Source organism: Pseudomonas sp. BIC9C (assembly GCF_034541995.1).
Lineage (GTDB): Bacteria > Pseudomonadota > Gammaproteobacteria > Pseudomonadales > Pseudomonadaceae > Aquipseudomonas > Aquipseudomonas fluorescens_CC.
Genome location: NZ_JAWDGM010000007.1, coordinates 279,082 through 300,271 on the forward strand (window position 1 = coordinate 279,082; position 21,190 = coordinate 300,271).

At 60.1% G+C, this 21,190-nt stretch carries 23 protein-coding genes; 10 read left to right on the forward strand and 13 right to left on the reverse strand.

Annotated features, from left to right (window positions below):
* Positions 1-37: 37 nt before the first annotated feature.
* Positions 38-988 (forward strand): homoserine kinase, encoded by a 951-nt coding sequence (locus RS887_RS27170; protein WP_322617796.1) that lies wholly within the window; start codon positions 38-40, stop codon positions 986-988.
* Positions 989-1,103: 115 nt separating this feature from the next.
* Here the strand turns inward: RS887_RS27170 and znuA are convergent, their stop codons facing one another.
* Positions 1,104-2,015 (reverse strand): zinc ABC transporter substrate-binding protein ZnuA, encoded by a 912-nt coding sequence (gene znuA / locus RS887_RS27175; RefSeq protein WP_322617797.1) that lies wholly within the window; start codon positions 2,013-2,015, stop codon positions 1,104-1,106.
* 66 nt (positions 2,016-2,081) lie between these two features.
* Between znuA and zur the strand changes: the two genes are divergently transcribed.
* The 7 genes from zur (at position 2,082) to RS887_RS27210 (ending at position 7,659) form a co-directional block, all read left to right on the forward strand.
* Positions 2,082-2,564 carry a zinc uptake transcriptional repressor Zur gene (zur, locus tag RS887_RS27180; RefSeq protein WP_111283288.1) on the forward strand — a complete coding sequence of 161 codons (483 nt, stop codon included), beginning with the start codon at positions 2,082-2,084 and terminating at the stop codon, positions 2,562-2,564.
* Complete coding sequence (znuC, locus tag RS887_RS27185; protein ID WP_111283286.1) at positions 2,564-3,349, forward strand: zinc ABC transporter ATP-binding protein ZnuC; 786 nt, start codon at positions 2,564-2,566, stop codon at positions 3,347-3,349. Before zur ends, znuC begins: the two co-directional genes overlap by 1 nt.
* On the forward strand, positions 3,342-4,130 hold the full coding sequence (znuB, locus tag RS887_RS27190; RefSeq protein ID WP_008018446.1) for a zinc ABC transporter permease subunit ZnuB: 789 nt from the start codon (positions 3,342-3,344) through the stop codon (positions 4,128-4,130). The genes znuC and znuB overlap by 8 nt, the downstream gene beginning before the upstream one ends.
* Positions 4,131-4,167: 37 nt before the next feature.
* Complete coding sequence (locus tag RS887_RS27195) at positions 4,168-4,884, forward strand: PA5502 family lipoprotein (protein ID WP_322617798.1); 717 nt, start codon at positions 4,168-4,170, stop codon at positions 4,882-4,884.
* A gap of 259 nt (positions 4,885-5,143) precedes the next feature.
* Positions 5,144-6,151 (forward strand): methionine ABC transporter ATP-binding protein, encoded by a 1,008-nt coding sequence (locus RS887_RS27200; protein ID WP_008018444.1) that lies wholly within the window; start codon positions 5,144-5,146, stop codon positions 6,149-6,151.
* Positions 6,151-6,825 (forward strand): methionine ABC transporter permease, encoded by a 675-nt coding sequence (locus RS887_RS27205; RefSeq protein ID WP_008018443.1) that lies wholly within the window; start codon positions 6,151-6,153, stop codon positions 6,823-6,825. Before RS887_RS27200 ends, RS887_RS27205 begins: the two co-directional genes overlap by 1 nt.
* Before the next feature lie 60 nt (positions 6,826-6,885).
* Entirely contained in the window at positions 6,886-7,659 is a 774-nt protein-coding gene (locus tag RS887_RS27210; protein ID WP_008018442.1) for a MetQ/NlpA family ABC transporter substrate-binding protein, read from the forward strand.
* Between the two features lie 176 nt (positions 7,660-7,835).
* On the opposite strand, the gene RS887_RS27215 is transcribed toward RS887_RS27210, so the two are convergent.
* From RS887_RS27215 to RS887_RS27235, 5 genes are read right to left on the reverse strand one after another with little or no spacing between them, the layout of a single operon-like run.
* Positions 7,836-8,471 carry an SCO family protein gene (locus RS887_RS27215; protein WP_111283278.1) on the reverse strand — a complete coding sequence of 212 codons (636 nt, stop codon included), beginning with the start codon at positions 8,469-8,471 and terminating at the stop codon, positions 7,836-7,838.
* Positions 8,468-9,367 carry a heme o synthase gene (cyoE, locus tag RS887_RS27220; RefSeq protein ID WP_322617799.1) on the reverse strand — a complete coding sequence of 300 codons (900 nt, stop codon included), beginning with the start codon at positions 9,365-9,367 and terminating at the stop codon, positions 8,468-8,470. The genes RS887_RS27215 and cyoE overlap by 4 nt, the downstream gene beginning before the upstream one ends.
* Complete coding sequence (locus RS887_RS27225; RefSeq protein WP_322617800.1) at positions 9,355-10,428, reverse strand: COX15/CtaA family protein; 1,074 nt, start codon at positions 10,426-10,428, stop codon at positions 9,355-9,357. The genes cyoE and RS887_RS27225 overlap by 13 nt, the downstream gene beginning before the upstream one ends.
* Before the next feature lie 10 nt (positions 10,429-10,438).
* A complete protein-coding gene (locus tag RS887_RS27230) occupies positions 10,439-11,032 on the reverse strand; it encodes a hypothetical protein (RefSeq protein WP_322617801.1) in 594 nt (197 codons plus the stop codon).
* Positions 10,998-11,738, reverse strand: coding sequence for an SURF1 family protein (locus RS887_RS27235; protein ID WP_322617802.1), 741 nt, complete (start codon positions 11,736-11,738; stop codon positions 10,998-11,000). The genes RS887_RS27230 and RS887_RS27235 overlap by 35 nt, the downstream gene beginning before the upstream one ends.
* A 72-nt stretch (positions 11,739-11,810) precedes the next feature.
* On the opposite strand from RS887_RS27235, the gene RS887_RS27240 reads away from it, so the two are divergent.
* Positions 11,811-12,014 (forward strand): twin transmembrane helix small protein, encoded by a 204-nt coding sequence (locus RS887_RS27240; protein ID WP_111283270.1) that lies wholly within the window; start codon positions 11,811-11,813, stop codon positions 12,012-12,014.
* A gap of 36 nt (positions 12,015-12,050) precedes the next feature.
* On the opposite strand, the gene RS887_RS27245 is transcribed toward RS887_RS27240, so the two are convergent.
* The 4 genes from RS887_RS27245 to coxB form a co-directional block, all read right to left on the reverse strand.
* On the reverse strand, positions 12,051-12,938 hold the full coding sequence (locus RS887_RS27245; protein ID WP_322617803.1) for a cytochrome c oxidase subunit 3: 888 nt from the start codon (positions 12,936-12,938) through the stop codon (positions 12,051-12,053).
* Between the two features lie 25 nt (positions 12,939-12,963).
* Positions 12,964-13,515 carry a cytochrome c oxidase assembly protein gene (locus RS887_RS27250; protein ID WP_322617804.1) on the reverse strand — a complete coding sequence of 184 codons (552 nt, stop codon included), beginning with the start codon at positions 13,513-13,515 and terminating at the stop codon, positions 12,964-12,966.
* A 138-nt stretch (positions 13,516-13,653) separates the two neighbouring features.
* Positions 13,654-15,246, reverse strand: coding sequence for a cytochrome c oxidase subunit I (gene ctaD / locus RS887_RS27255; protein ID WP_322617805.1), 1,593 nt, complete (start codon positions 15,244-15,246; stop codon positions 13,654-13,656).
* Between the two features lie 82 nt (positions 15,247-15,328).
* Positions 15,329-16,456, reverse strand: coding sequence for a cytochrome c oxidase subunit II (gene coxB, locus RS887_RS27260; protein ID WP_008018431.1), 1,128 nt, complete (start codon positions 16,454-16,456; stop codon positions 15,329-15,331).
* A gap of 370 nt (positions 16,457-16,826) precedes the next feature.
* Here coxB and RS887_RS27265 point away from each other — a divergent pair, with 370 nt between their 5' ends.
* Positions 16,827-17,477: a hypothetical protein gene (locus tag RS887_RS27265; protein WP_322617806.1), complete on the forward strand. Its 651-nt coding sequence runs from the start codon at positions 16,827-16,829 to the stop codon at positions 17,475-17,477.
* Positions 17,478-17,536: 59 nt separating this feature from the next.
* On the opposite strand, the gene RS887_RS27270 is transcribed toward RS887_RS27265, so the two are convergent.
* The 3 genes from RS887_RS27270 to RS887_RS27280 form a co-directional block, all read right to left on the reverse strand.
* Entirely contained in the window at positions 17,537-19,015 is a 1,479-nt protein-coding gene (locus RS887_RS27270; RefSeq protein ID WP_322617807.1) for a SulP family inorganic anion transporter, read from the reverse strand.
* A 90-nt stretch (positions 19,016-19,105) separates the two neighbouring features.
* Positions 19,106-19,837, reverse strand: a complete 732-nt coding sequence (locus RS887_RS27275) for a carbonic anhydrase (RefSeq protein ID WP_322617808.1) — start codon at positions 19,835-19,837, stop codon at positions 19,106-19,108.
* 243 nt (positions 19,838-20,080) lie between these two features.
* Entirely contained in the window at positions 20,081-21,139 is a 1,059-nt protein-coding gene (locus RS887_RS27280) for a PA0069 family radical SAM protein (RefSeq protein ID WP_322617809.1), read from the reverse strand.
* Positions 21,140-21,190: the final 51 nt, after the last annotated feature.

Sequence of the window (21,190 nt, forward strand, 5' to 3'; positions counted from 1 at the left end):
CTGGCTCAACAGCGGCGCCCGTACTGGCAGTTTAAACATGTCTGTGTTCACCCCCCTGGCTCGGCCCGAGCTGGAAGCTTTTCTCGCCCCTTATGGCCTCGGCCGCCTGCTTGATTTCCAGGGGATTGCCGCCGGTAGCGAAAATACCAACTTCTTTATCAGCCTGGAGCAGGGCGAATTCGTCCTGACCCTGGTCGAGCGCGGTCCGGTTCAGGAAATGCCGTTCTTCATCGAACTGCTCGACGTGCTGCACGGTGCCGACCTGCCGGTGCCTTACGCCCTGCGCACCACCGACGGTGTGGCCTTGCGCGAACTGGCGGGCAAGCCTGCGTTGCTGCAACCGCGCCTGGCCGGCAAGCACATCAAGCAAGCCAACGCGCAACATTGCGCGCAGGTCGGTGAGTTGCTCGGCCATCTGCACCTGGCGACCCAGGCCAACATGATCAAGCGCAAAACCGATCGCGGCCTGGACTGGATGCTGGAAGAGGGCACACAGTTCCTGTCACACCTCGGTGCCGAACAGAAAGACCTGCTGCAACGGGCGCTGGAAGAAATCACCCGGCAGAAGGAAAAAATCCTCGCACTGCCGCGGGCGAACATTCACGCTGACCTGTTCCGCGACAACGCGATGTTCGAAGGCACGCACCTTACCGGGCTGATCGATTTCTACAACGCCTGCTCCGGGCCGATGCTCTACGACGTGGCAATTGCCTTGAACGACTGGTGCTCGGACGACGATGGCGTGATCGATGGACCGCGAGCGCGGGCCTTGTTGGGTGCCTACGCGGCCTTGCGACCGTTTACCGCGGCCGAAGCCGAGTTGTGGCCGACCATGTTGCGGGTGGCATGTGTGCGCTTCTGGTTGTCCCGTTTGATCGCGGCGGAATCGTTCGCCGGACAGGATGTGTTGATTCACGATCCGATGGAGTTCCAGCTGCGTTTGGCGCAGCGGCAGACGGTCAGCACCCTACTGCCTTTCGCCCTTTAAAAGTTTTGACCTGTGGGAGCGAGCTTGCTCGCGATAGCGCTGGTTCAGTCAACTTTGATGTTGAATGTATAGCCGCCTTCGCGAGCAAGTTCGCTCCCACAGGGTTCGGTGTCGATTACAACGACTCCAGGCACCCCGCCAGATCATTCCCCAACTTCTCCAGCACCTGCTCATAGCCCTGAGCAGTCGCCGGTGTGTACCCGCCCAGCGCATCCAGTTCAGCCAGTTTCACCGGCAAACCCGCCACCAGAGTTTCCGCCAGGCGCGGACGCAGCGGTGGCTCGCTGAACACGCAGGTCTTGCCGACTTCCTGCAAACGCGCGCGCATCGTCGCGACATGCTGGGCACCGGGTTGCACTTCGGCTGCGACGCTGAACACACCCGCGTGCTTGAGCCCATAAGCGTCTTCGAAGTAATCGAAAGCTTCGTGGAACACGAAGTAAGGTTTGCCCTGAATTCCGGCCAGGCGCTCTTTCAGGCGCGTATCCAGCGCATCGAGACGCTCGTCGAAGGCTTTCAGATTGCTCTGATAGCGCGCGGCATTGTCAGGATCGGCGGCACTCAGGTCAGCCGCCATTTTCGCGGCAATGACCCGTGCGTTAACCGGCGACAGCCACAAATGCGCATCCAGGCTTCCCGGGCGGTGATCGTGGTCGTGTTCGTCGGCTTCTTCGGCGTGGGAGTGACTATCTTCGGCAAAGCGGCGCAGTTTCATGCCTGGCAAATCCTGCACGGCGACGCTGGGCAGCGTACGACCATTGAGCACGCGCGGCAGGAAACCTTCCATGTCCGGGCCGATCCAGTACAGCAGGTCCACCGATTGCACCTTGCGCACATCGGATGGGCGCAACGCATAGTTATGCGGCGAGGCACCCGGCGGCAGCAAAACCTCAGGAATCGCCACGCCGTCCTGCACAGCCGCGGCGATCAACTGCAGAGGCTTGATGCTGGTAAGAACCTTGACCTCGGCCTGCGCCGAACCGATCAGCAGAAAACTTGCGACAAAGATAGAAAAAAGTCGGGACACGATGACCACTCGAAGAGGCGAGAACGGGTAACATAATAACGTCTCTCACAAAACTCGTCGCCGCTCATGCTAAAAACACCGATTGCCAGCCGCCCCCACGACCACTCACATTGCGTTCACAGCGCTTTGTCCGAGGCCGATGCCCTGTGCGCACGTCAAGGCCTGCGCCTGACCGCCTTGCGCCGGCGAGTGCTGGAACTGGTGTGGCAAAGCCACAAGCCCTTGGGTGCCTACGACATTCTCGCGGTCCTCAGCGAGCAGGACGGTCGCCGCGCCGCACCGCCGACGGTGTACCGCGCGCTGGATTTCTTGCTGGACAACGGGCTGGTCCATCGCATTTCCTCGCTCAACGCCTTCATCGGCTGCAATCACCCGGAACATGCCCATCAGGGTCAGTTCCTGATCTGCCGTCAATGCCACGCTGCGATCGAACTTGAGCAAAAATCCATCAGCGACGCGATCATCGCCAGTGCCAGGGATGTCGGGTTTGTCGTCGAAGGCCAGACCGTCGAAGTGGTCGGTCTCTGCTCGGGCTGCCAGGGGGCTTGATGAGCAACGCACTGATCCGTCTTGAGCAGGTTGCCGTCACGTTCGCCGGGCAACCGGTGCTGGACAACATTGAGCTGAGCGTCGAGCCGGGGCAGATCGTTACCCTGATCGGCCCCAACGGCGCCGGCAAGACCACACTCGTGCGTGCCGTGCTCGGCCTGTTGAAACCCGACAGCGGCAGCGTCTGGCGCAAGCCGAAGCTGCGGGTCGGTTACATGCCGCAAAAACTTCATGTCGATCCGACTTTGCCGTTGTCGGTCCTGCGTTTCTTGCGCCTGGTGCCGGGCGTAGACCGTGCGATGGCCTTGGCGGCACTCAAGGAAGTCGGCGCCGAACAGGTGATCGACAGCCCGGTGCAAAGCGTTTCCGGTGGCGAAATGCAACGCGTGTTGCTGGCCCGGGCCTTGTTGCGCGAACCTGAATTGCTGGTGCTCGACGAGCCGGTGCAGGGTGTCGACGTGGCCGGTCAGGCCGAGCTGTACAGCCTGATTACCCGCCTGCGCGACCGCCACGGTTGCGGCGTACTGATGGTCTCCCACGATTTGCATCTGGTGATGAGCACCACGGATCAGGTGGTTTGCCTCAATCGCCACGTCTGCTGCTCCGGCCATCCCGAGCAGGTCAGCGGCGATCCGGCTTTCGTCGAGCTGTTCGGAAAAAACGCACAAAGCCTGGCGATTTATCACCACCATCACGACCACGCCCACGACTTGCATGGCTCGGTGGTCAAGGCGCCCGGCTCGGGCCATAACCATGTTCACGGAGATAGCTGCAAGCATGGCTGATTTTCTGCTCTACGCCCTGCTTGCAGGCCTGGCCCTGGCCGTCGTCGCAGGCCCGCTGGGGTCTTTCGTGGTCTGGCGGCGCATGGCCTATTTTGGCGACACGCTGTCCCACGCAGCATTGCTCGGCGTGGCCCTGGGCTTCCTGCTGGATGTCAGCCCGACCGTTGCCGTCACCGTTGGCTGCTTGCTGTTGGCGGTGTTGCTGGTGACATTGCAACAACGCCAGCCTTTGGCATCCGATACGCTTTTGGGGATTCTTGCGCCCAGCACGCTCTCTCTGGGCCTGGTGGTACTAAGCTTCATGCACGAAGTGCGGATCGACCTGATGGCCTATCTGTTCGGCGACCTGCTGGCAATCAGTCCAACCGATCTGGCCTGGATTCTTGGCGGGAGCGCTGCGGTACTGGGCTTGCTGGTTGCGTTGTGGCGCCCATTGCTGGCGATCACGGTGCATGAAGAACTGGCCAGGGTCGAAGGCCTGCCGGTGGCGGGATTGCGCCTGGCCCTGATGCTGTTGATTGCCGTAGTGATTGCCGTGGCAATGAAAATCGTCGGCGTGTTGCTGATCACTTCGTTGCTGATTATCCCGGCTGCCGCGGCACAACGTCATGCCCGCTCACCGGAGCAGATGGCACTGGGCGCGAGCCTGCTTGGCATACTCGCCGTGTGTGGCGGGCTGGCGCTGTCCTGGTTCAAGGACACCCCGGCCGGCCCGTCGATTGTGGTGGCAGCCGCCGTGCTGTTTCTGCTGAGTTTTGTTCTGCCCCGTCGAGGGGTGTAGACTTGCTCGTTTTTTGCGCAAATAGAGAGTCGCAGGAATGAAGTCGTTCGCCTCCCGTTATCTGCTCCTTGTCGCATTTTCTTTGCTGCTGGGCGCCTGCCAAAGCACGCCACCGGCGGCCACCGTGGCCGCCGATGCGCGGGCCGCGGCCATCGTACAGCTGGAACAAAACATCGCCAGCGATGAACTGGCCACCGCCGAAGACCAATTGGCAGCCATGCAGGCCGAATCGCCTACCGATGCTTCCCTTGAGCAATACCAGCGGCAACTGGCCGAAGCCTATCTGCGCCGCAGCCAGATTGTGTTGCAAAAGGGTGACGTGGATGCCGCCGCGACCGCCCTGAGCCGTGCCCGCGCGTTGATGCCCAAGGCTCCGGCGCTGACCGGTGGAGTCAACGGCTCGATTGCCCAGGCGCGCAAGGCCGAGCTGGAAAAAGCCGAAGCCGACCTCAAGGCTGCCGAAGCCAAACCAAAAGCCAAGGTCATCGATCTAACGGCTGAAAGCACCACGGTCGCGCTGAATATCAACGATATGGGCAAATTGCGTCGCCAACTGGACGCCATCGCCGCCGATGTGGTGAATTTTCAGTGCGACGTGAGCATTCAGGCTCCGCGCACCAATGATTACCCTTGGCTGGCTAATTTGCTGACCAAACGGGTGAAGAAACTCGATCCTGAGTTTGATCTGAAGCTGGAGCGGCAGATTTTGCGCAGTGTTCCGGCGCAGATGGTGCTGAGTCCGCGCAAACCCTGAAAGCATCGCGAGCAGGCTCGCTCCCACACACTGGATCTGTGATCGACGCAGAACCATTGTGGGAGAGGGCTTGCTTGTGAAGACGTCCTTCCTCGCAAGAGGATTTCAAGCCGGAATTCCTTTGGCCTTCGCCTTCGCGTTATTGCCAAATGACAGGACAAATGCGAAATAAATGCTAAGAACCTCTATACGGACAGGCTAAAATGCGCGCCCGGCTAACCGCTGACCCTTTTTTAACGCGCCCCACAAGGTTCGCTACGTGATCGAGTTTCAAAACGTCCATAAAACCTACCGCGTCGCCGGTAAGGAAATCCCCGCCCTGCATCCGACCAGTCTGACGATTGAGAACGGGCAGGTTTTCGGCTTGATCGGTCATTCCGGCGCAGGAAAAAGTACCCTGCTGCGTCTGATCAATCGCCTGGAAAACGCCAGTGGCGGCAAGATCACCGTCGACGGTGAAGAAGTCACCGCACTCGACGCCAACGGCCTGCGCCGTTTCCGTCAACAGGTCGGGATGATCTTCCAGCACTTCAACCTGTTGGCCTCCAAGACCGTTGCCGACAACGTCGCGCTGCCGCTGACGCTGGCGGGTGAACTGTCCCGCAGCGACATCGACCGTCGCGTCGCCGAATTGCTGGCCCGGGTCGGTTTGTCCGATCACGCCAACAAGTACCCGGCGCAATTGTCCGGCGGGCAAAAGCAGCGCGTCGGCATTGCCCGCGCCCTGGCGACCAAGCCGAAAATTTTGCTGTGCGATGAAGCCACCAGCGCCCTCGACCCGCAAACCACGGCGTCGGTCCTGCAGTTGCTGGCCGAGATCAATCGCGAGTTGAAGCTGACCATCGTGCTGATCACCCATGAAATGGACGTGATCCGCCGGGTCTGCGACCAGGTCGGAGTAATGGATGCCGGCGTGATCGTCGAGCAAGGTTCGGTGGCCGAGGTGTTCCTGCATCCGAAGCACCCGACCACCAAGCGCTTCGTGCAAGAAGACGAGCACATCGACGAAAGCGAACAGCGTGACGACTTTGCCCATGTCCCGGGTCGCATCGTACGTCTGACCTTCCAGGGCGAAGCGACCTACGCGCCGTTGCTGGGCACCGTCGCCCGGGAAACCGGTGTGGACTACAGCATTCTGGCTGGCCGTATCGACCGCATCAAAGACGTCCCTTACGGGCAACTGACCTTGGCGGTGACCGGCGGTGACATGGAAGCGGCCTTCGCACGCTTCACCGCAGCGGACGTCCACATGGAGGTGCTGCGCTAATGGAAGCCCTGACAAGTTTCTTCGCCAATATCGACTGGCTCGAAATCTGGCTGGCCACCGGCGACACCCTGCTGATGCTCGGCGGTTCGCTGTTGTTCACCGTGCTGCTCGGCTTGCCGCTGGGTGTGCTGCTGTTCCTGTGCAGCCCGCGCCAGTTGCTGGAAGCCAAAGGCGTCTATGCGATGTTGTCGCTGGTAGTGAACATTCTGCGTTCGCTGCCGTTCATCATTCTGCTGATCGTGATGATTCCGTTCACTGTGTTGATCACCGGCACGTCCCTCGGTGTAGCCGGTGCGATCCCGCCGCTGGTGGTCGGCGCCACGCCATTCTTCGCCCGCCTGGTGGAAACCGCCCTGCGTGAAGTCGATCGCGGCATCATCGAAGCAACCCAGGCCATGGGCGCGACCACGCGGCAGATCATTACCAATGCACTGTTGCCAGAAGCCCGTCCGGGCATCTTCGCAGCGATCACGGTGACAGCTATTACACTGGTGTCCTACACGGCGATGGCCGGTGTGGTCGGCGCAGGTGGTCTGGGTGACCTGGCGATCCGCTTCGGTTACCAGCGCTTCCAGACCGATGTAATGGTGGTGACAGTGGTGTTGCTGCTGGTACTGGTTCAGGTACTGCAAACCGTTGGCGACAAGTTGGTCGTCCATTTTTCCCGTAAGTAAGACATGAGCCGGCCATTCGCTGGCAGGCGCCGAACGGGCGCCTCACATGGAGTTAGCTGAATGAAAAAACTACTCGTCGCGTTCGCTGCCGTTGCAGCCTTTTCCGCCCACGCCGCCGACACTCTGACGGTCGCGGCGACCCCGGTCCCACACGCGGAAATTCTCGAGTTCGTTAAACCGGCGCTGGCCAAGGAAGGCGTGGACCTGAAGGTCAAGGTCTTCACCGACTACATCCAGCCGAACGTACAGGTCGCGGAAAAGCGCCTGGACGCCAACTTCTTCCAGCATCAGCCCTACCTGGATGAGTTCAACAAGGCCAAGGGCACCAACCTGGTGTCGGTTGCCGGCGTGCACCTGGAACCCCTGGGCGCTTACTCCAGCAAGTACAAGACCCTCGCTGAACTGCCTGGCGGCGCCAACGTGGTCATCCCCAACGACGCCACCAACGGCGGCCGTGCGCTGTTGCTGCTGGCCAAGGCCGGCGTGATCAAGTTGAAGGATTCGAACAACATCCTGTCGACCGTCAAGGACATCACCGAGAACACCAAGGACCTGAAAATCCGTGAACTGGAAGCCGCGACCATTCCACGCGTGCTGACCCAGGTCGACCTCGCGCTGATCAACACCAACTACGCGCTGGAAGCCAAGCTCGATCCGGCCAAGGATGCGCTAGTGATCGAAGGCAGCGATTCGCCGTACGTGAACATCCTGGTGGCTCGTCCGGACGACAAGGACAGCGAAGCGATGAAGAAACTGGTGGCGGCCCTGCACAGCCCGGAAGTGAAGGCCTTCATCCTCGAGAAGTACAAAGGCGCAGTGGTGCCGGCGTTCTGATCTGATTCGATTGAAAAAAACGGGGGCGCATTGAATGCGTCCCCGTTTTTTTATGCCTGGAATACAGACCTTGTGGGAGCGGGCTTGCCCGCGATAGGGCCATCATTGCCAGCATCTATATTGAATGTCCGCCCGCTATCGCGGGCAAGCCCGCTCCCACAGGTTTAGCGGAATTTTTACGGTCGTTTGAGCATCACCGGCAACTGCGCCACCAGCTTCGCATTGTTCAACGGCGCGCGGATGAAGCCGCGCTGGGTACCATCCGGCCCGATCACCGCGAGGTTGCCGCTGTGGTCGACGGTGTAATTCGGCTTGCTGGTGTCCGCCGGAATGTACGGAATGCTCACCGCATTGGCGACCTTTTGCAGCTCTTCGGTCGACGCTGGCGTCAGGCCGACGAACTGCGGGTCGAAGTAGCCCAGGTACTGCTTGAGCTGCTTGGGCGTATCGCGATTGGGGTCGACGCTGACCAGCACGATTTGCAGTTTATCCACCGCCTCGGGCGGCAACTCGCTCTTGATCTGTCGCAGTTGGGCGAGAGTGGTCGGGCAGATGTCCGGGCAGAAGGTGTAGCCGAAGAACAGCAGGCTCCACTTGCCCTTCAATTCATTGATCGTGACCGGCTGGCCGTCCTGATTGGTCATCGTCACGTCCGGCAGATTACGGCTCTGCGGCAGCAAAATGATGCCGGCGTCGATCAGCGCCGTCGGATCGCCCTGGTTTTTCCCGGACAGCACCTTGTTGACGGTCAGCCCCAGGATCAGTGCGATCAGGGCGACGAGTATGAAGACGGTTTTCTGGGTTCGAGTCATAGGGTCAACAGTAAGTAGTGGTCTACGAGCAGGGCGATAAACAGCAGGAACAAGTAGTAGATAGAGTACTTGAACGTGTTGATCGCCGCGTGCGGCCGAGTGCCACGGTACAGCACCACGGCCCATTGCAGAAACCGCGCACCCAGCCCGAGCGCGCACACCAGGTAGAGCGTGCCGCTCATATGGATCACGTAGGGCATCAGGCTGACCGCGAGCAGCGCGAAGGTATAAAGCAGGATATGAATCTTGGTGTAGTGCTCGCCATGGGTGACCGGCAGCATCGGGATGTCCGCCTTGGCGTATTCCTCCTTGCGATGGATCGCCAGCGCCCAGAAGTGCGGCGGGGTCCAGGCGAAGATGATCAGCACCAGCAGCAGCGGCTCGGCGCTGACGTGACCGGTGGCAGCGGTCCAGCCGAGCAACGGCGGCGCGGCACCCGCCAGACCGCCGATGACGATGTTCTGCGGGGTCGCACGCTTGAGAAATCCGGTGTAGATCACCGCGTAGCCGAGCAGCGAGGCCAGGGTCAGCCACGCGGTCAGCGGGTTGGTAAACGCCAGCAGCATGGCTTGCCCGAGGGCCGCCAATACCAGCGCGAACGTCAGTGCGGCGGTCGGCGAAACCCGGCCTTCGGCCAGAGGCCGTTTATGGGTGCGCGCCATGATCGCGTCGATGCGCCGGTCCACCACATGGTTGACCGCCGCCGCGCCACCGGCACACAGGGCGATGCCCAGGTTGCCGAAAATCAGCACTGTCCATGGCACCCCGGCACGGGTCGCGAGGAACATTCCCACCAGTGAAGTGATGAGCATCAGCACCACGACTTTGGGTTTGGTCAGTTCCAGGTAGTCACGCCAGATCGCCTGACTGGGACGTTCGCCGATCAGAACCGCCATGGCGTCTCTCCTTTTGTTGTTATGGGCCCGGCTGAGTGTTTACGCGGGCTGAAGTGCCAGCGCGCTGGCTGCTTGACCCGGACCAGACTGGTTCGGGCGTGGTAATTGACCAACACCATGGTCAGCAACAGCGCCGCGCCGCCCGCGTTATGCGCGACGGCCACCAGCAACGGCAGATGGAACAGCACGTTGCTGATGCCCAGGGTGATTTGTGCACCCAGCGCGATCAGCACCAGACCTGCCAGGCGTGTCATGCCGACCACCTTCAATTGCCAGGCCAGACCGAGCAATACCAGGGTGACCAGCAACGCACCGATGCGATGGGTCAGGTGGATGGCCGTACGGGCGTTGCTGTCCAGTTGCCCGCCGAGATAGTTCGGGCCGATGTGTTGAGTCAAGTGAAAGCCGTTGGCGAAGTCGGCCGGTGGCAACCACTGGCCGTGACACGTCGGAAAGTCGATGCAGGCCACGGCGGCGTAATTGGAACTGACCCAGCCGCCGAGGGCGATTTGCCCGATCACCAGCAACAGCCCCGCTGTCGCCCAGTACTGCAAGCGTCGTGGCACGGTCAGCGCCGGCAGCACGCCGGACAGGCGCAAGGTCAGCAGAAACAGCAAGCTCAGGGTCGCAAAGCCGCCGAGCAAATGCCCGGTGACCACCTGCGGCCAGAGCTTGAGCGTTACCGTCCACATGCCGAAAGCGGCCTGGCCAACAACCACCCCCAACAGAAACAACGGCAACTTCACCGGTTGCCCCGGATGGCGGCGATGCACCCACGCGCGACCGGCCAGCACCGCGATCAACATCCCCAGTGTGCCGGCGAAGTAGCGGTGGATCATCTCGTTCCAGCCCTTGTGGGCCTCGACCGGAGTGTCCGGGAAATGCAATTCGGCATGGGCCAGCTGGGCTTCGCTTTTCGGCACGCTGATGAAGCCATAGCAGCCAGGCCAGTCCGGGCAGCCGAGACCGGCGTGGGTCAGGCGGGTGTAGGCGCCGAGCAACACCACAATCAGTGCCAGCAAGGTGGCAAACAGCGCGAGGCGAAATCCAGGCTTGGCCATGACGATGCCCTTATCCGATGTTCGACAGTTTCAGCAGGTGACGCAGATCGTTGAGCAGGTCCTTGCCTTTCACCGACGGGTCGTAGCGCAGCACCAGATTGCCGTGAGGGTCGATGATCCACAGGTGCGGCGCGTCATTGCTCTGAGCGCCTTTAATGTAGGTCGGCAAGTCCAGTGAATAGCGTTGCAACTGCGGGTACTCGCGTTGAAGTTTAGTCTCGTAATCGCTGCTCAACGTCTGTGCGACGGCCAATGCATGGCTGGCGCGGGACGCGTCGCGACCGAGGCCGATCTGGATCTGTCGCGCCAGATACACCAGTTGCTGGCAGTCCACCGCGCAATCCTTGGGCGCCGTCACCAGCATCTGCCAACGATCCTCCTGGGCCGGCACGCCGATATCGGCACGGGTCTGGCCATTGCCGATCAGTTCGCCGTGATAACTGCGGACCTCGGGCACCCAGAAGTTCAGCTTGTACATGCCGGTGGCGAGGATCATCGGACCGATCACCCCGAGCAGGATCAGCAGCAGTTGCAAGCGGCCCTTGCGCCGGTTTACCGACGGTTTCGCCTCAGACATGCTGGGTGGATTCATGGCCGCTCCCATGGTGTTTCTCCTTTGCGTTGTGCCAGCCGAGATAGAGATAAAGACCGAACAGGGCAATCGCCATGGCGAACCACTGCACGGCATAAGCGATGTGTTTTTCCGGCCCCGTGGCGACCACCGGCCAGTCCGCCTGATAGGTGGCAGGGCCGGTTTCGGCGCGTAGTTCGTAGGCAAAACCTTCGCGGTTCAGTGCAGTCCAGAGCCTGGTTGGCTCAACGGCCGTAATCAGCTTCGGCCATGTCAACGTTGAGGGATCCGCGTGCAATTGGAACGTCGCACCGGGGGGAACGTAGACCCATGCGTCGAGGCTTACCGCTTCGGTGGGTGTCTTGAATTGAGGTGGTGTGCGGCGCTCCGGCCATGGCAACCAGCCGCGATTGACCAGCAGCCAAAGCCCGGTGGCCTGATCGTGAAACGGTTGCAACAGCTCGACGCCGACCTTGCCGTTGCGTTGACTGTTGTCCAGCAGCAGGCTGTGTTCGGCATCGAACTGGCCGTGCAGGCGAATCCGGCGAAAGGCAGGGTCAGTGGTGTACTGCAGTTCGGTGCTGGCCATCGGCTCGGCAGCCCGGCGCTCGGCGTAGGTTTGCAGCAGCGCGCGTTTCTCCGCGCCCCGGCTCAATTGCCAGAACCCCAGGGACACCAGTAGCGGCAGCAACAGCGCGACCACCAGCGTTGGCACGATACCCGGCCGAAAGCGCTTCATGGCATCGCCAGAAAGTCGGTCATCGCGATAGCTATACTTAAGTGCATCGCTTCTCCCCCCGGAGTCTTAACCATGCTCAAAGCAGCCATCGTCCTGATGCTGATTGCCACGATTGTCAGCCTGTTCAGCGGCCTGTTTTTTCTGGTCAAGGACGACAGCCGCTCAAACCGCCTCGTCATTGCCTTGAGTGTTCGTGTGACCCTGGCCGCCCTTACCCTTGGCTTGATTACCTGGGGCTTTTACAGCGGCCAGTTGGTGTCCCATGTCCCGTGGTAGCTGCAGGAGCGAGCAAGCTCGCTCCTGCAAGCTGCTCTAAAGCACATAGACGAAAACGAACAGCCCGATCCACACCACATCCACGAAGTGCCAGTACCAGCTCGCCGCTTCGAAGCCGAACTGGTGCTCGCTGTCGAAGTGCCCACGCATGATCCGCATCAGCATCACGAACAGGATGATGGTGCCGATGGTTACGTGGGCGCCGTGAAATCCGGTGAGCATGAAGAAGGTCGCGCCGTAGATGCCCGAGCCCAGGGTCAGACCCAGTTCGTGGTAGGCGTGCATGTACTCTTCGGCCTGGAAGGTGAGGAACGCGCAGCCCAGCAACACGGTGAGCGCCAACCATAGCTTCAGTGCGCCGCGATGACCCTTTTTCAAGGCATGGTGGGCGATGGTCACGGTCACGCTGGAGCTCACCAGCAACACAGTGTTGAGCAGCGGCAGGCCCCAGGGGCTGATGACTTCCTTGGGCGGCGGAAACAGTTTCGAGTCGGGGTTGTCCAGCAGCGGCCAAGTGAACTGGAAGTTCGGCCACAGCATGTGTGCGATGCCTTTGGCGCCTTCACCACCGAGGGCCGGGCCGGAAATGTTGCGCACATAAAACAGCGCTCCGAAAAAGGCGATGAAGAACATCACCTCCGAGAAAATGAACCAGCTCATGCCCCAGCGGAACGAGCGATCCATCTGCGGGCTGTACAAACCGCCGCGACTTTCCTTGATCACCGTACCAAACCAGCCGAACAGCATGTAGGCCAGCAGCAATCCGCCAACGAAGAAGATCAGCGGCCCGTGGGATTCCGGGCGCGCCGCTTTCAGATCGTTGAACCAGGTGGCCAGGCCGTACACAGTAGTGACCATGCCGAGCGTGGCGATGATCGGCCATTTGCTCTGGGCGGGAACGTAATAATGTTCATGAGTTGCCATTTATTGTTCTCCTTATCGGGCACGCTCAGCCGCCAGTGTTTACAGCTACCGGTGGATGTCGGGCGGTGATATCGAACAGCGTGTAAGACAGCGTCAGGTGCTTCACATCCTTGGGCATGTCACGGTCAACGATGAAACGTACCGGCATCTCAATCCGTTGACCGGGCTGCAGCACTTGCTGGGTAAAGCAGAAACATTCGGTCTTGTGGAAGTACGCCGCCGCGGTGCTGGGCGCGATGCTCGGCACGGCCTGGGCACTCATCGGCTTGTCGGTGGGGTTGTGGGCGATGAAGATCATTTCGTTCACCGCCCCCGGATGGGCCACTAGTTCCTCGCCCTTGGGATAGAAGTCCCAGGGCATATCGGCTGTATTGGTCGACAGAAACTGCACACGCACCTGCCGCGAAGTGTCGACCGTTTGCTCACCCTCGTATTGCCCGGCAGTCTTGCCGTTGATGCCGAAGGCCTTGCACATCACGTCGTAGATCGGCACCAGCGCAAAGCCGAAGACAAACATCGCCGCCACCACAAGCAATAGCCGGGTGACCAGCTTCTTCATCGAAATCGAGTCAACCATGATTTCCAGCCTCTACACCAAACCCTGTAGGAGCGAGCTCGCTCGCGAAAAACCTGAGAACGCCGCGGGGTATCAGGCTTCCAGCGTTATCGTTGACACTCATCGCGAGCGAGCTCGCTCCTACAAGGGTTGTGGTGTTCATTTCACTTCCGGCGGCGTAGTGAAGGTGTGATATGGCGCCGGCGACGGGATGCTCCACTCCAGGCCTTCAGCCCCATCCCACGGTTTGGCCGGTGCCTGGGGGCCGCCGCGAATGGTCTTGATCACAATGAACAGGAAGAAGATCTGCGTGGCGCCGAACATGAATGCGCCGATCGACGACACCATGTTGAAGTCGGCGAATTGCAGGTTGTAATCCGGGATTCGCCGCGGCATGCCCGCCAGCCCCACGAAGTGCATCGGGAAGAAAGCCATGTTCATGCCGATGAACGACAGCCAGAAATGCAGCTTGCCGAGGGTTTCGTCGTACATGTGGCCGGTCCATTTCGGCATCCAGTAATAGGCCGAAGCGAAGATCCCGAAGATCGCCCCCGGCACCAGCACATAGTGGAAGTGCGCGACCACAAAGTAGGTGTCCTGGTACTGGAAGTCCGCCGGGGCGATGGCCAGCATCAACCCGGAGAAACCGCCGATGGAGAACAGGATCACGAACGCCACGGCGAACAGCATCGGCGTCTCGAAGGTCAGCGAGCCTTGCCACATGGTGCTGGCCCAGTTGAACACCTTGACCCCGGTGGGCACCGCAATCAGCAACGTGGCGTACATGAAGAACAGTTCACCCACCAGCGGAATGCCGACCACGAACATGTGGTGCGCCCACACGATGAACGACAGGAACGCGATACTCGCCGTGGCGTAGACCATCGACGTGTAGCCGAACAATGGCTTGCGCGAAAAGGCCGGAATGATCGAGCTGACGGCGCCGAACGCCGGCAGGATCATGATGTACACCTCGGGGTGACCGAAGAACCAGAACACATGCTGGAACAACACCGGGTCCCCGCCACCGGCGGCACTGAAGAAGCTGGTGCCGAAGTGGATGTCCATCAGCATCATGGTCACGCAGCCCGCCAGTACCGGCATCACCGCGATCAACAGGAACGCGGTGATCAGCCAGGTCCAGACAAACAGCGGCATTTTCATCAGCGTCATGCCGGGGGCGCGCAGGTTGAGGATGGTCGCGATCACGTTGATCGCCCCCATGATCGAACTGATCCCCATCAAGTGGATGGCGAAGATGAAGAAGGTCACGCTTTCCGGCGCGTAAGTCGTCGACAGCGGGGCATAGAAGGTCCAGCCGAAGTTCGGCCCGCCGCCGGCGGTGAACAGGGTCGATACCATCAGCAGGAACGCTGCCGGCAACAGCCAGAAGCTGAAGTTGTTCATCCGCGGCAGGGCCATGTCCGGCGCGCCGATCATCAGCGGGATCATCCAGTTGGCGAGGCCGACGAAGGCCGGCATTACCGCACCGAAGACCATCACCAGGCCATGCATGGTGGTCATCTGGTTGAAGAATTCCGGCTGGACGATTTGCAGTCCCGGCTGGAACAGTTCGGCGCGAATCACCATCGCGAACGAGCCGCCCAGCAGGAACATGGAGAACGCAAACCACAGGTACAGCGTGCCAATGTCCTTGTGGTTGGTGGTCAGCACCCAACGCATCAGGCCCTTGGCGGGGCCGTGGGCGTGGTCGGTGGCGGTATGAACATGTTCATCGATTACAGCAGTCATGTCCTGTCTCCTGCAAACAGATGGGCTGGGCAAGCCGGGGTGCGTAGCCCCGACCGGTTCCGTACGTGCGCAATAGACCGGGTCATTTGCTTTCCGCCTGTTTCAGCTCCAGCACTTCTTTTGGCGTGACCATGTCGCCTTTGTTGTTGCCCCAGGCATTACGTTCATAGGTCACGACCGCCGCGATATCGACTTCCGAGAGTTGCTTGCCGAACGCCGCCATCGCGGTGCCGGGCTTGCCATGGAAGACCAGGCTCAGGTGAGCCTCTTTCGGCCCGGTGGCGATTTTCGAGCCCTTGAGTGCCGGGAACATCGGCGGCAGGCCCTGGCCTTCGGCCTGGTGACAGGCCACGCAGGTGGTGTGATAGACCTTGTCGCCGCGATCCTTGAGTTCGTCGAGCGTCCATTCCTTGCTGGTCAGCTCTTTGAGCTGCGCGACCTCGACCTTGCGATCGGCCAGCCATTTTTCGTAATCGGCCTTTTCCTTGACCTCGACCACGGTCGGCATGAAGCCGTGATCCTTGCCGCACAACTCGGCGCACTGGCCACGGTAGATGCCGGGCTTGTCGATGCGGGTCCAGGCTTCATTGACGAACCCGGGAATCGCATCGCGCTTGACCGCGAAAGCCGGCACCCACCAGGAGTGGATCACGTCGGCGGAGGTCACCAGGAAGCGCACCTTGGTGCCGACCGGCAGCACCAATGGTTTGTCGACTTCGAGCAAATAGTGCTCGCTCTTGGCTTCCTTGTTGTGGATTTGATCTTGGGGGGTGGTCAGGTTGCTGAAGAACTCGACGTCCTGGCCCAGGTACTTGTAGTGCCACTTCCACTGGTAGCCGGTGATCTGGATATCGATTTCCGGCTCGCTGGCGTCGTACATCCTGATCAGGGTCGCGGTAGCGGGAATCGCCATGGCCACCAGGATCAGGAAGGGCACGATGGTCCAGAGGATTTCAACGGTGGTGCTTTCATGAAATTTGGCGGCCACCTGCCCGGTTGAGCGGCGGTGGAGAATCATCGACCAGAACATGGCACCAAAAACGATGATGCCGATCACCACACAGATCCAGAAAATGGTCATGTGCAGGTCGAATACTGCGTGACTGATTTCAGTCGCTCCAGGCGCCATATTCACAGTCCAGGCCGCTTGCGCCTGACTGAAAATCGACCACAACAGGAGGCCCATCCAGACATGTGGATGTCGCATCATTGCGGGTTCCCCTTATCGTTCTTGTTATCCCGCCGGCTTTCACCTGCGGCAAGGGAGCGGCTGCATCAGACTACGAACTTGAATCGCCGGGCCTTGCTGCACATGCAGTCGGGCGTTATCAGCTAACTCCATTCCAACCCGAGTATAGACAGCACCTCCGACCTCGCAACGCGGAGGCGTAAATCATCTGAAACAGCATTAACTTGCTTTGCAGGGCACGAATGGAGAAGGATGCAGACGAGTGGTGGCCAATCGATATAACGGGGCCGTCTCAAGGATGAAATAATTATGACAAATGCGTCTTAGCATTTTTCATAAGCCAGCTAAGTTATGTCTTCCCTATTTCATTGCCTTGTTTCCTGGAGTTTTCATGAACACCGCCGCATTGCGCGAGCAGATCCAAAAAGCCCAACAACACGAAGCCGAGACCGGCCAGCTGACGCGTCAGCTGGAAAGTAAACTGCCTCATCTACACCCGGCGATCCAGTTGCCGGAAGCGGACGCCAATGGCGTGCTGACGCGTTTTGTCGCCGCTTACATCAATGAAGTTCCTGATCTGCTGGACGCCGCCAATGACGTCGCCAGGGAAGCGGGCATCGAGTCACAGATCAAACCGGTGCTGAACATCGCCGAGCAGTACTTCCTACAGCCACCAGCCATCATGGCCGGTCATGTGGGGCTCGACAGCCTGCTGGATGAAGCCTACCTGGCGCACCGGTTTGTCGAAGAGGTCAACGACCTGTACATCAAGCATTTCGACCAGCCACTGATCCCCTTGGACATGACTGTCGCCAACCTGATTGCTCACCAATTGATCGGTGAGGAATTTGCCAACCAACTGGACGAGGCGGTGCATCACGCCATCGACGAGATGCTCAACGACGAAAGCTTCGCGCTGGAATCGGTGGAAGCCTACCGTGAGAAGCTCAACAGCCCGGACACCGGCGCCGCGTGGAAACGCTGGCCGTGCATGTCCCGCCGTTTGGGCGTAGGACTGGAACTGGATCAGCCGGCTGCCTGATCCATCGGTAAATAAAATTCCCCTGCAGGAGCGAGCAAGCTCGCTCCTGCACAGGAACCTCAGCCAACTGCACCAATGCCGGTATTCGTCCGTACCCGCCCCTCCAACCTTCGCTTCAATCCCCGCGATTCAATCAACAGCTTCGAGCCCTTGGCCGCATTCGCCCGCCCCCAATCCTCCAGCAGCTCCAGGCACGAGTGATCGATGTAACTCAAATTGTTGAGCGGCACATGCACCGTAGTGCCCGGCGCAATACTGCCCAACACCTGGGTCAGCGCCGGCACTTTGAGGAAGGTCGCCGCGCCCACCAGGCGCAATTCCATTTCCCCTTCCTGACGCAGGTCGATCAGGCTGATCTTCAAGCGAGAGGCTTTCAGTGCCAGTTTCAACAACGTCAGGCCGAAGCCAATCAATACGCCCGTCAGCAGATCCGTGAAAACGATGGCGAGCGCAGTTGCCGCGTAAGTGAACATCGGCGCCCGACCATACCGGGCCAAACCACGAAAAACCTTGAGATCCACCAGTTTGGAGCCGGTGTACACCAGCACGCCCGCCAGGCTTGCCACCGGAATGCTTTGCAGCACGCTGGACAACAACAGCACGAACGCCAGCAGCCACAGGCCGTGGAGAATGGTCGAAAAACGCGTGGATGCTCCGGCCTGTAAATTCGCCGAACTGCGCACGATAACGCCGGTCATTGGCAATGCGCCGAACAGGCCACACAACATGTTGCCGACACCTTGTGCCGACAATTCCCGGTCGAAATCCGAGCGCTGGCCACTGTGCATGCGGTCAACCGCCGCGGCCGAGAGCAAGGTTGGATCCACTAGGTTGAGCAGATCCGCCGGTTTCAGCCAGTCGATGGCTTCCGTCAGGTTGGCCGGCACCTCAACCCGTTTGACCTGCAACGCCAACACCAGGCTGGCAAGCGTGGCCAGACCGACGCCGAGTAGCGCGCCAGGAATGAAGCGCAGGGATTGCGGACGGTATTTTTCCCACAGCCACATGACAGCAATCGTCGACAAACCTAGCAAACCGGCTTGCCAGCCAAACGTGGGCAACGCCTGAGCCAGCGCCGCCGGGAAGGCTGCCAGGTTATCCAGGCCCGAGGGCTTGGGCACGGCATCCAGCATCACATGCACCTGAGACAGGACGATCAGCACGCCAATCCCGGCCAGCATGCCGTACACCACCGCAGGCGCCGTCACCCGAAACCAGCATCCCAGTTTCAAGCGACCGGCCATCAATTGCAGCAAACCCGCCAGCAACAAAATGGGCCCGAGCATGGCAATGCCGTGTTGGCGGACCAGTTCAAATACCAGAACGGCCAGGCCCGCCGCCGGGCCGCTGACCTGTAGCGGCGAGCCGGCCAACCAGCCAACGACCAGACCACCGATGATGCCGGTGATCAGCCCCTTGGCCGGCGGCAGCCCCGAGGCAATCGCGATGCCCATGCATAGGGGCAGGGCGACCAGGAACACAACCACCGAAGCCAGCAGCTCCCGTGGCAGAACAGCTTTGAGTCGAGCAGCACGCATGGTGAGTCTCCCGAAGTTTTCTTCAGGCATGGCAAAGCCAGGCTGCCTGAACGGCAGCCTCGGCTAAACCACACAACGATTTAGGAGGATTTAGAAGCGCGCTTTGGGCGTCGCCACGGGAATTGGCAGGCTGCCATTGAGCGGCAGGAAACAGCCTTGATCGGCGTCGTACGCTTTGATTTCGCTGGTTTCGATGTTGTAGACCCAGCCGTGGATAAACAGCTGACCGTTGGCCATGCGCGAGGCCACCGATGGATGGGTGCGCAGATGCTGCAATTGGGCGATCACATTCTCTTCGGTGAGGACGTGCATGCTTTCGCTTTCGTTAGCGCAGTTGCAGTTCTCCTGCACCATGGTTTTGGCCACTTCGGCATGACGCAACCAGGCTTTGACCGTGGGCATTTTTTCCAGACTGTCCGGGTTTAGCACCGCACGCATGGCGCCACAGTCGGAATGCCCGCAAATGATGATGTGATGCACCCCCAGAGCCAGTACGGCGTACTCGATGGCCGTGGAAACACCACCGTTCATTTGCCCGTAAGGCGGTACGACGTTACCGACATTGCGGGTCACGAACAGGTCGCCTGGGGAGCTCTGGGTGATCAACTCGGGAACGATGCGCGAATCGGCGCAGGCAATGAACATCGCTCGTGGCCGCTGGGCCGTGGCGAGTTTCTTGAAGAGCTCTTCCTGCTGGGGAAAGACCTCATGATGAAAATGCAAAAAGCCGTCAACGATATGCTGCAATGCTGCATCGGCGGTTTCGGCCTCGGATTGAGCTGAAGCCGACGCAGCCAACGGCTGTTTATCCTTGTCACTCATGATTCATCCTCATTGGCGGAGTCAGGGAGTCATCCCGTGTGGTTCCGTGTGAAGCCTGTGGCTGGTTAAAAAACATCCAGGCCAAACATCTCGACCCATCAGTCACTCGGTGAACAAGGTAGCGGCAAAATCTTAATTCAAACTGAATGAACCGCTCTAGAACGTGTGTTACAGGTCACAAAAAACGTGACCAGCGTAATGCGTGAGCACGCTCACCAGTACTCAACCATAGGCCAATTGTCCTCAAATCAGCGACATTTGGCGACCCGGCGGACAAAAGGCTTCGCAGTCCAGATTGAACCCCTCCCGGTGATTGAGTCCCAGCCGTTTGATCGCTTTGGCAAAGCGCTGCGCCAGCAAGTCCGCAAACGGGCCTTCACCGCGCATCCGCGCACCAAAGCGGCTGTCATAAAGCTCGCCACCACGACTCTGGCGAATCAGGCTCAGGACGTGCGCCGCCCGTTGGGGGTAGTGGGCCGCCAGCCACTCCTCGAACAGGGGCGCCACTTCAAGCGGCAGGCGCAACATCATGTAAGCGGCGCTCTGTGCCCCGGCGTCATGGGCCTCGGCGAGCAGGCTTTCGAGTTCGCTGTCGTTGATCATCGGAATCATCGGTGAACACAGTACCCCCACCGGGATGCCTGCATCGCGCATGACCCTGATCGCCCGCAACCGGGCCTTGGGCGCTGCGGCGCGGGGTTCGAGGATGCGCTTGAGTTCGTCGTCCAGGGTGGTCAGGCTGATCATTACCGCCACCAGTCTATGGCTGGCAAGCTCGGTCAGCAGGTCCAGGTCGCGAAGAATCAGCGAGCCCTTGGTGACGATGGTCACCGGGTGCCGGTAACGCAGGAGCACTTCGAGGGTCTGCCGGGTGATCTTGTATTCACGCTCAATCGGCTGATACGGGTCGGTGTTGGAACCGAGGTTGATCGGCGCACATTGATATCCACGCCGGGACAGTTGTTCTTCCAGCACCTGCGCGGCGTTGGTCTTGGCGATCAGCCTGGTTTCGAAATCCAGCCCTGGAGACATGTCCCAATAGGCGTGGCTTGGCCTTGCGTAGCAATAGATACAACCATGCTCGCAGCCGCGATAGGGATTGATCGAACGATCGAACGGCAAGTCCGGCGAGCTATTGCGGGTGATGATGGTTTTCGCCGTTTCGATGCTCACCTCGGTACCTTGGGTAATCGGCACCTCCTGATACCAGCCGTCGTCTTCGGCCACCGAATGGCTGGGGGCAAAGCGGTTGTGCGGGTTGGTCGCGGTGCCGCGACCACGTGGGGGCAGAGAGCTAACCATCGGCGGATTCCCGTATCTGTATATCCATACAGTACATGACTCACTGCGTAT

Bases quoted from the DNA above. Each gene is read 5' to 3' on its own strand.
- RS887_RS27170 (WP_322617796.1), top strand. From the start codon at position 38: ATGTCTGTGTTCACCCCCCTGGCTCGGCCCGAGCTGGAAGCTTTTCTC.
- zur (WP_111283288.1), top strand. From the start codon at position 2,082: ATGCTAAAAACACCGATTGCCAGCCGCCCCCACGACCACTCACATTGC.
- znuC (WP_111283286.1), top strand. From the start codon at position 2,564: ATGAGCAACGCACTGATCCGTCTTGAGCAGGTTGCCGTCACGTTCGCC.
- znuB (WP_008018446.1), top strand. From the start codon at position 3,342: ATGGCTGATTTTCTGCTCTACGCCCTGCTTGCAGGCCTGGCCCTGGCC.
- RS887_RS27195 (WP_322617798.1), top strand. From the start codon at position 4,168: ATGAAGTCGTTCGCCTCCCGTTATCTGCTCCTTGTCGCATTTTCTTTG.
- RS887_RS27205 (WP_008018443.1), top strand. From the start codon at position 6,151: ATGGAAGCCCTGACAAGTTTCTTCGCCAATATCGACTGGCTCGAAATC.
- RS887_RS27210 (WP_008018442.1), top strand. From the start codon at position 6,886: ATGAAAAAACTACTCGTCGCGTTCGCTGCCGTTGCAGCCTTTTCCGCC.
- RS887_RS27215 (WP_111283278.1), bottom strand. From the start codon at position 8,471: ATGACTCGAACCCAGAAAACCGTCTTCATACTCGTCGCCCTGATCGCA.
- cyoE (WP_322617799.1), bottom strand. From the start codon at position 9,367: ATGGCGGTTCTGATCGGCGAACGTCCCAGTCAGGCGATCTGGCGTGAC.
- RS887_RS27225 (WP_322617800.1), bottom strand. From the start codon at position 10,428: ATGGCCAAGCCTGGATTTCGCCTCGCGCTGTTTGCCACCTTGCTGGCA.
- RS887_RS27230 (WP_322617801.1), bottom strand. From the start codon at position 11,032: ATGGGAGCGGCCATGAATCCACCCAGCATGTCTGAGGCGAAACCGTCG.
- RS887_RS27235 (WP_322617802.1), bottom strand. From the start codon at position 11,738: ATGAAGCGCTTTCGGCCGGGTATCGTGCCAACGCTGGTGGTCGCGCTG.
- RS887_RS27240 (WP_111283270.1), top strand. From the start codon at position 11,811: ATGCTCAAAGCAGCCATCGTCCTGATGCTGATTGCCACGATTGTCAGC.
- RS887_RS27245 (WP_322617803.1), bottom strand. From the start codon at position 12,938: ATGGCAACTCATGAACATTATTACGTTCCCGCCCAGAGCAAATGGCCG.
- RS887_RS27250 (WP_322617804.1), bottom strand. From the start codon at position 13,515: ATGGTTGACTCGATTTCGATGAAGAAGCTGGTCACCCGGCTATTGCTT.
- ctaD (WP_322617805.1), bottom strand. From the start codon at position 15,246: ATGACTGCTGTAATCGATGAACATGTTCATACCGCCACCGACCACGCC.
- coxB (WP_008018431.1), bottom strand. From the start codon at position 16,456: ATGATGCGACATCCACATGTCTGGATGGGCCTCCTGTTGTGGTCGATT.
- RS887_RS27265 (WP_322617806.1), top strand. From the start codon at position 16,827: ATGAACACCGCCGCATTGCGCGAGCAGATCCAAAAAGCCCAACAACAC.
- RS887_RS27270 (WP_322617807.1), bottom strand. From the start codon at position 19,015: ATGCGTGCTGCTCGACTCAAAGCTGTTCTGCCACGGGAGCTGCTGGCT.
- RS887_RS27275 (WP_322617808.1), bottom strand. From the start codon at position 19,837: ATGAGTGACAAGGATAAACAGCCGTTGGCTGCGTCGGCTTCAGCTCAA.
- RS887_RS27280 (WP_322617809.1), bottom strand. From the start codon at position 21,139: ATGGTTAGCTCTCTGCCCCCACGTGGTCGCGGCACCGCGACCAACCCG.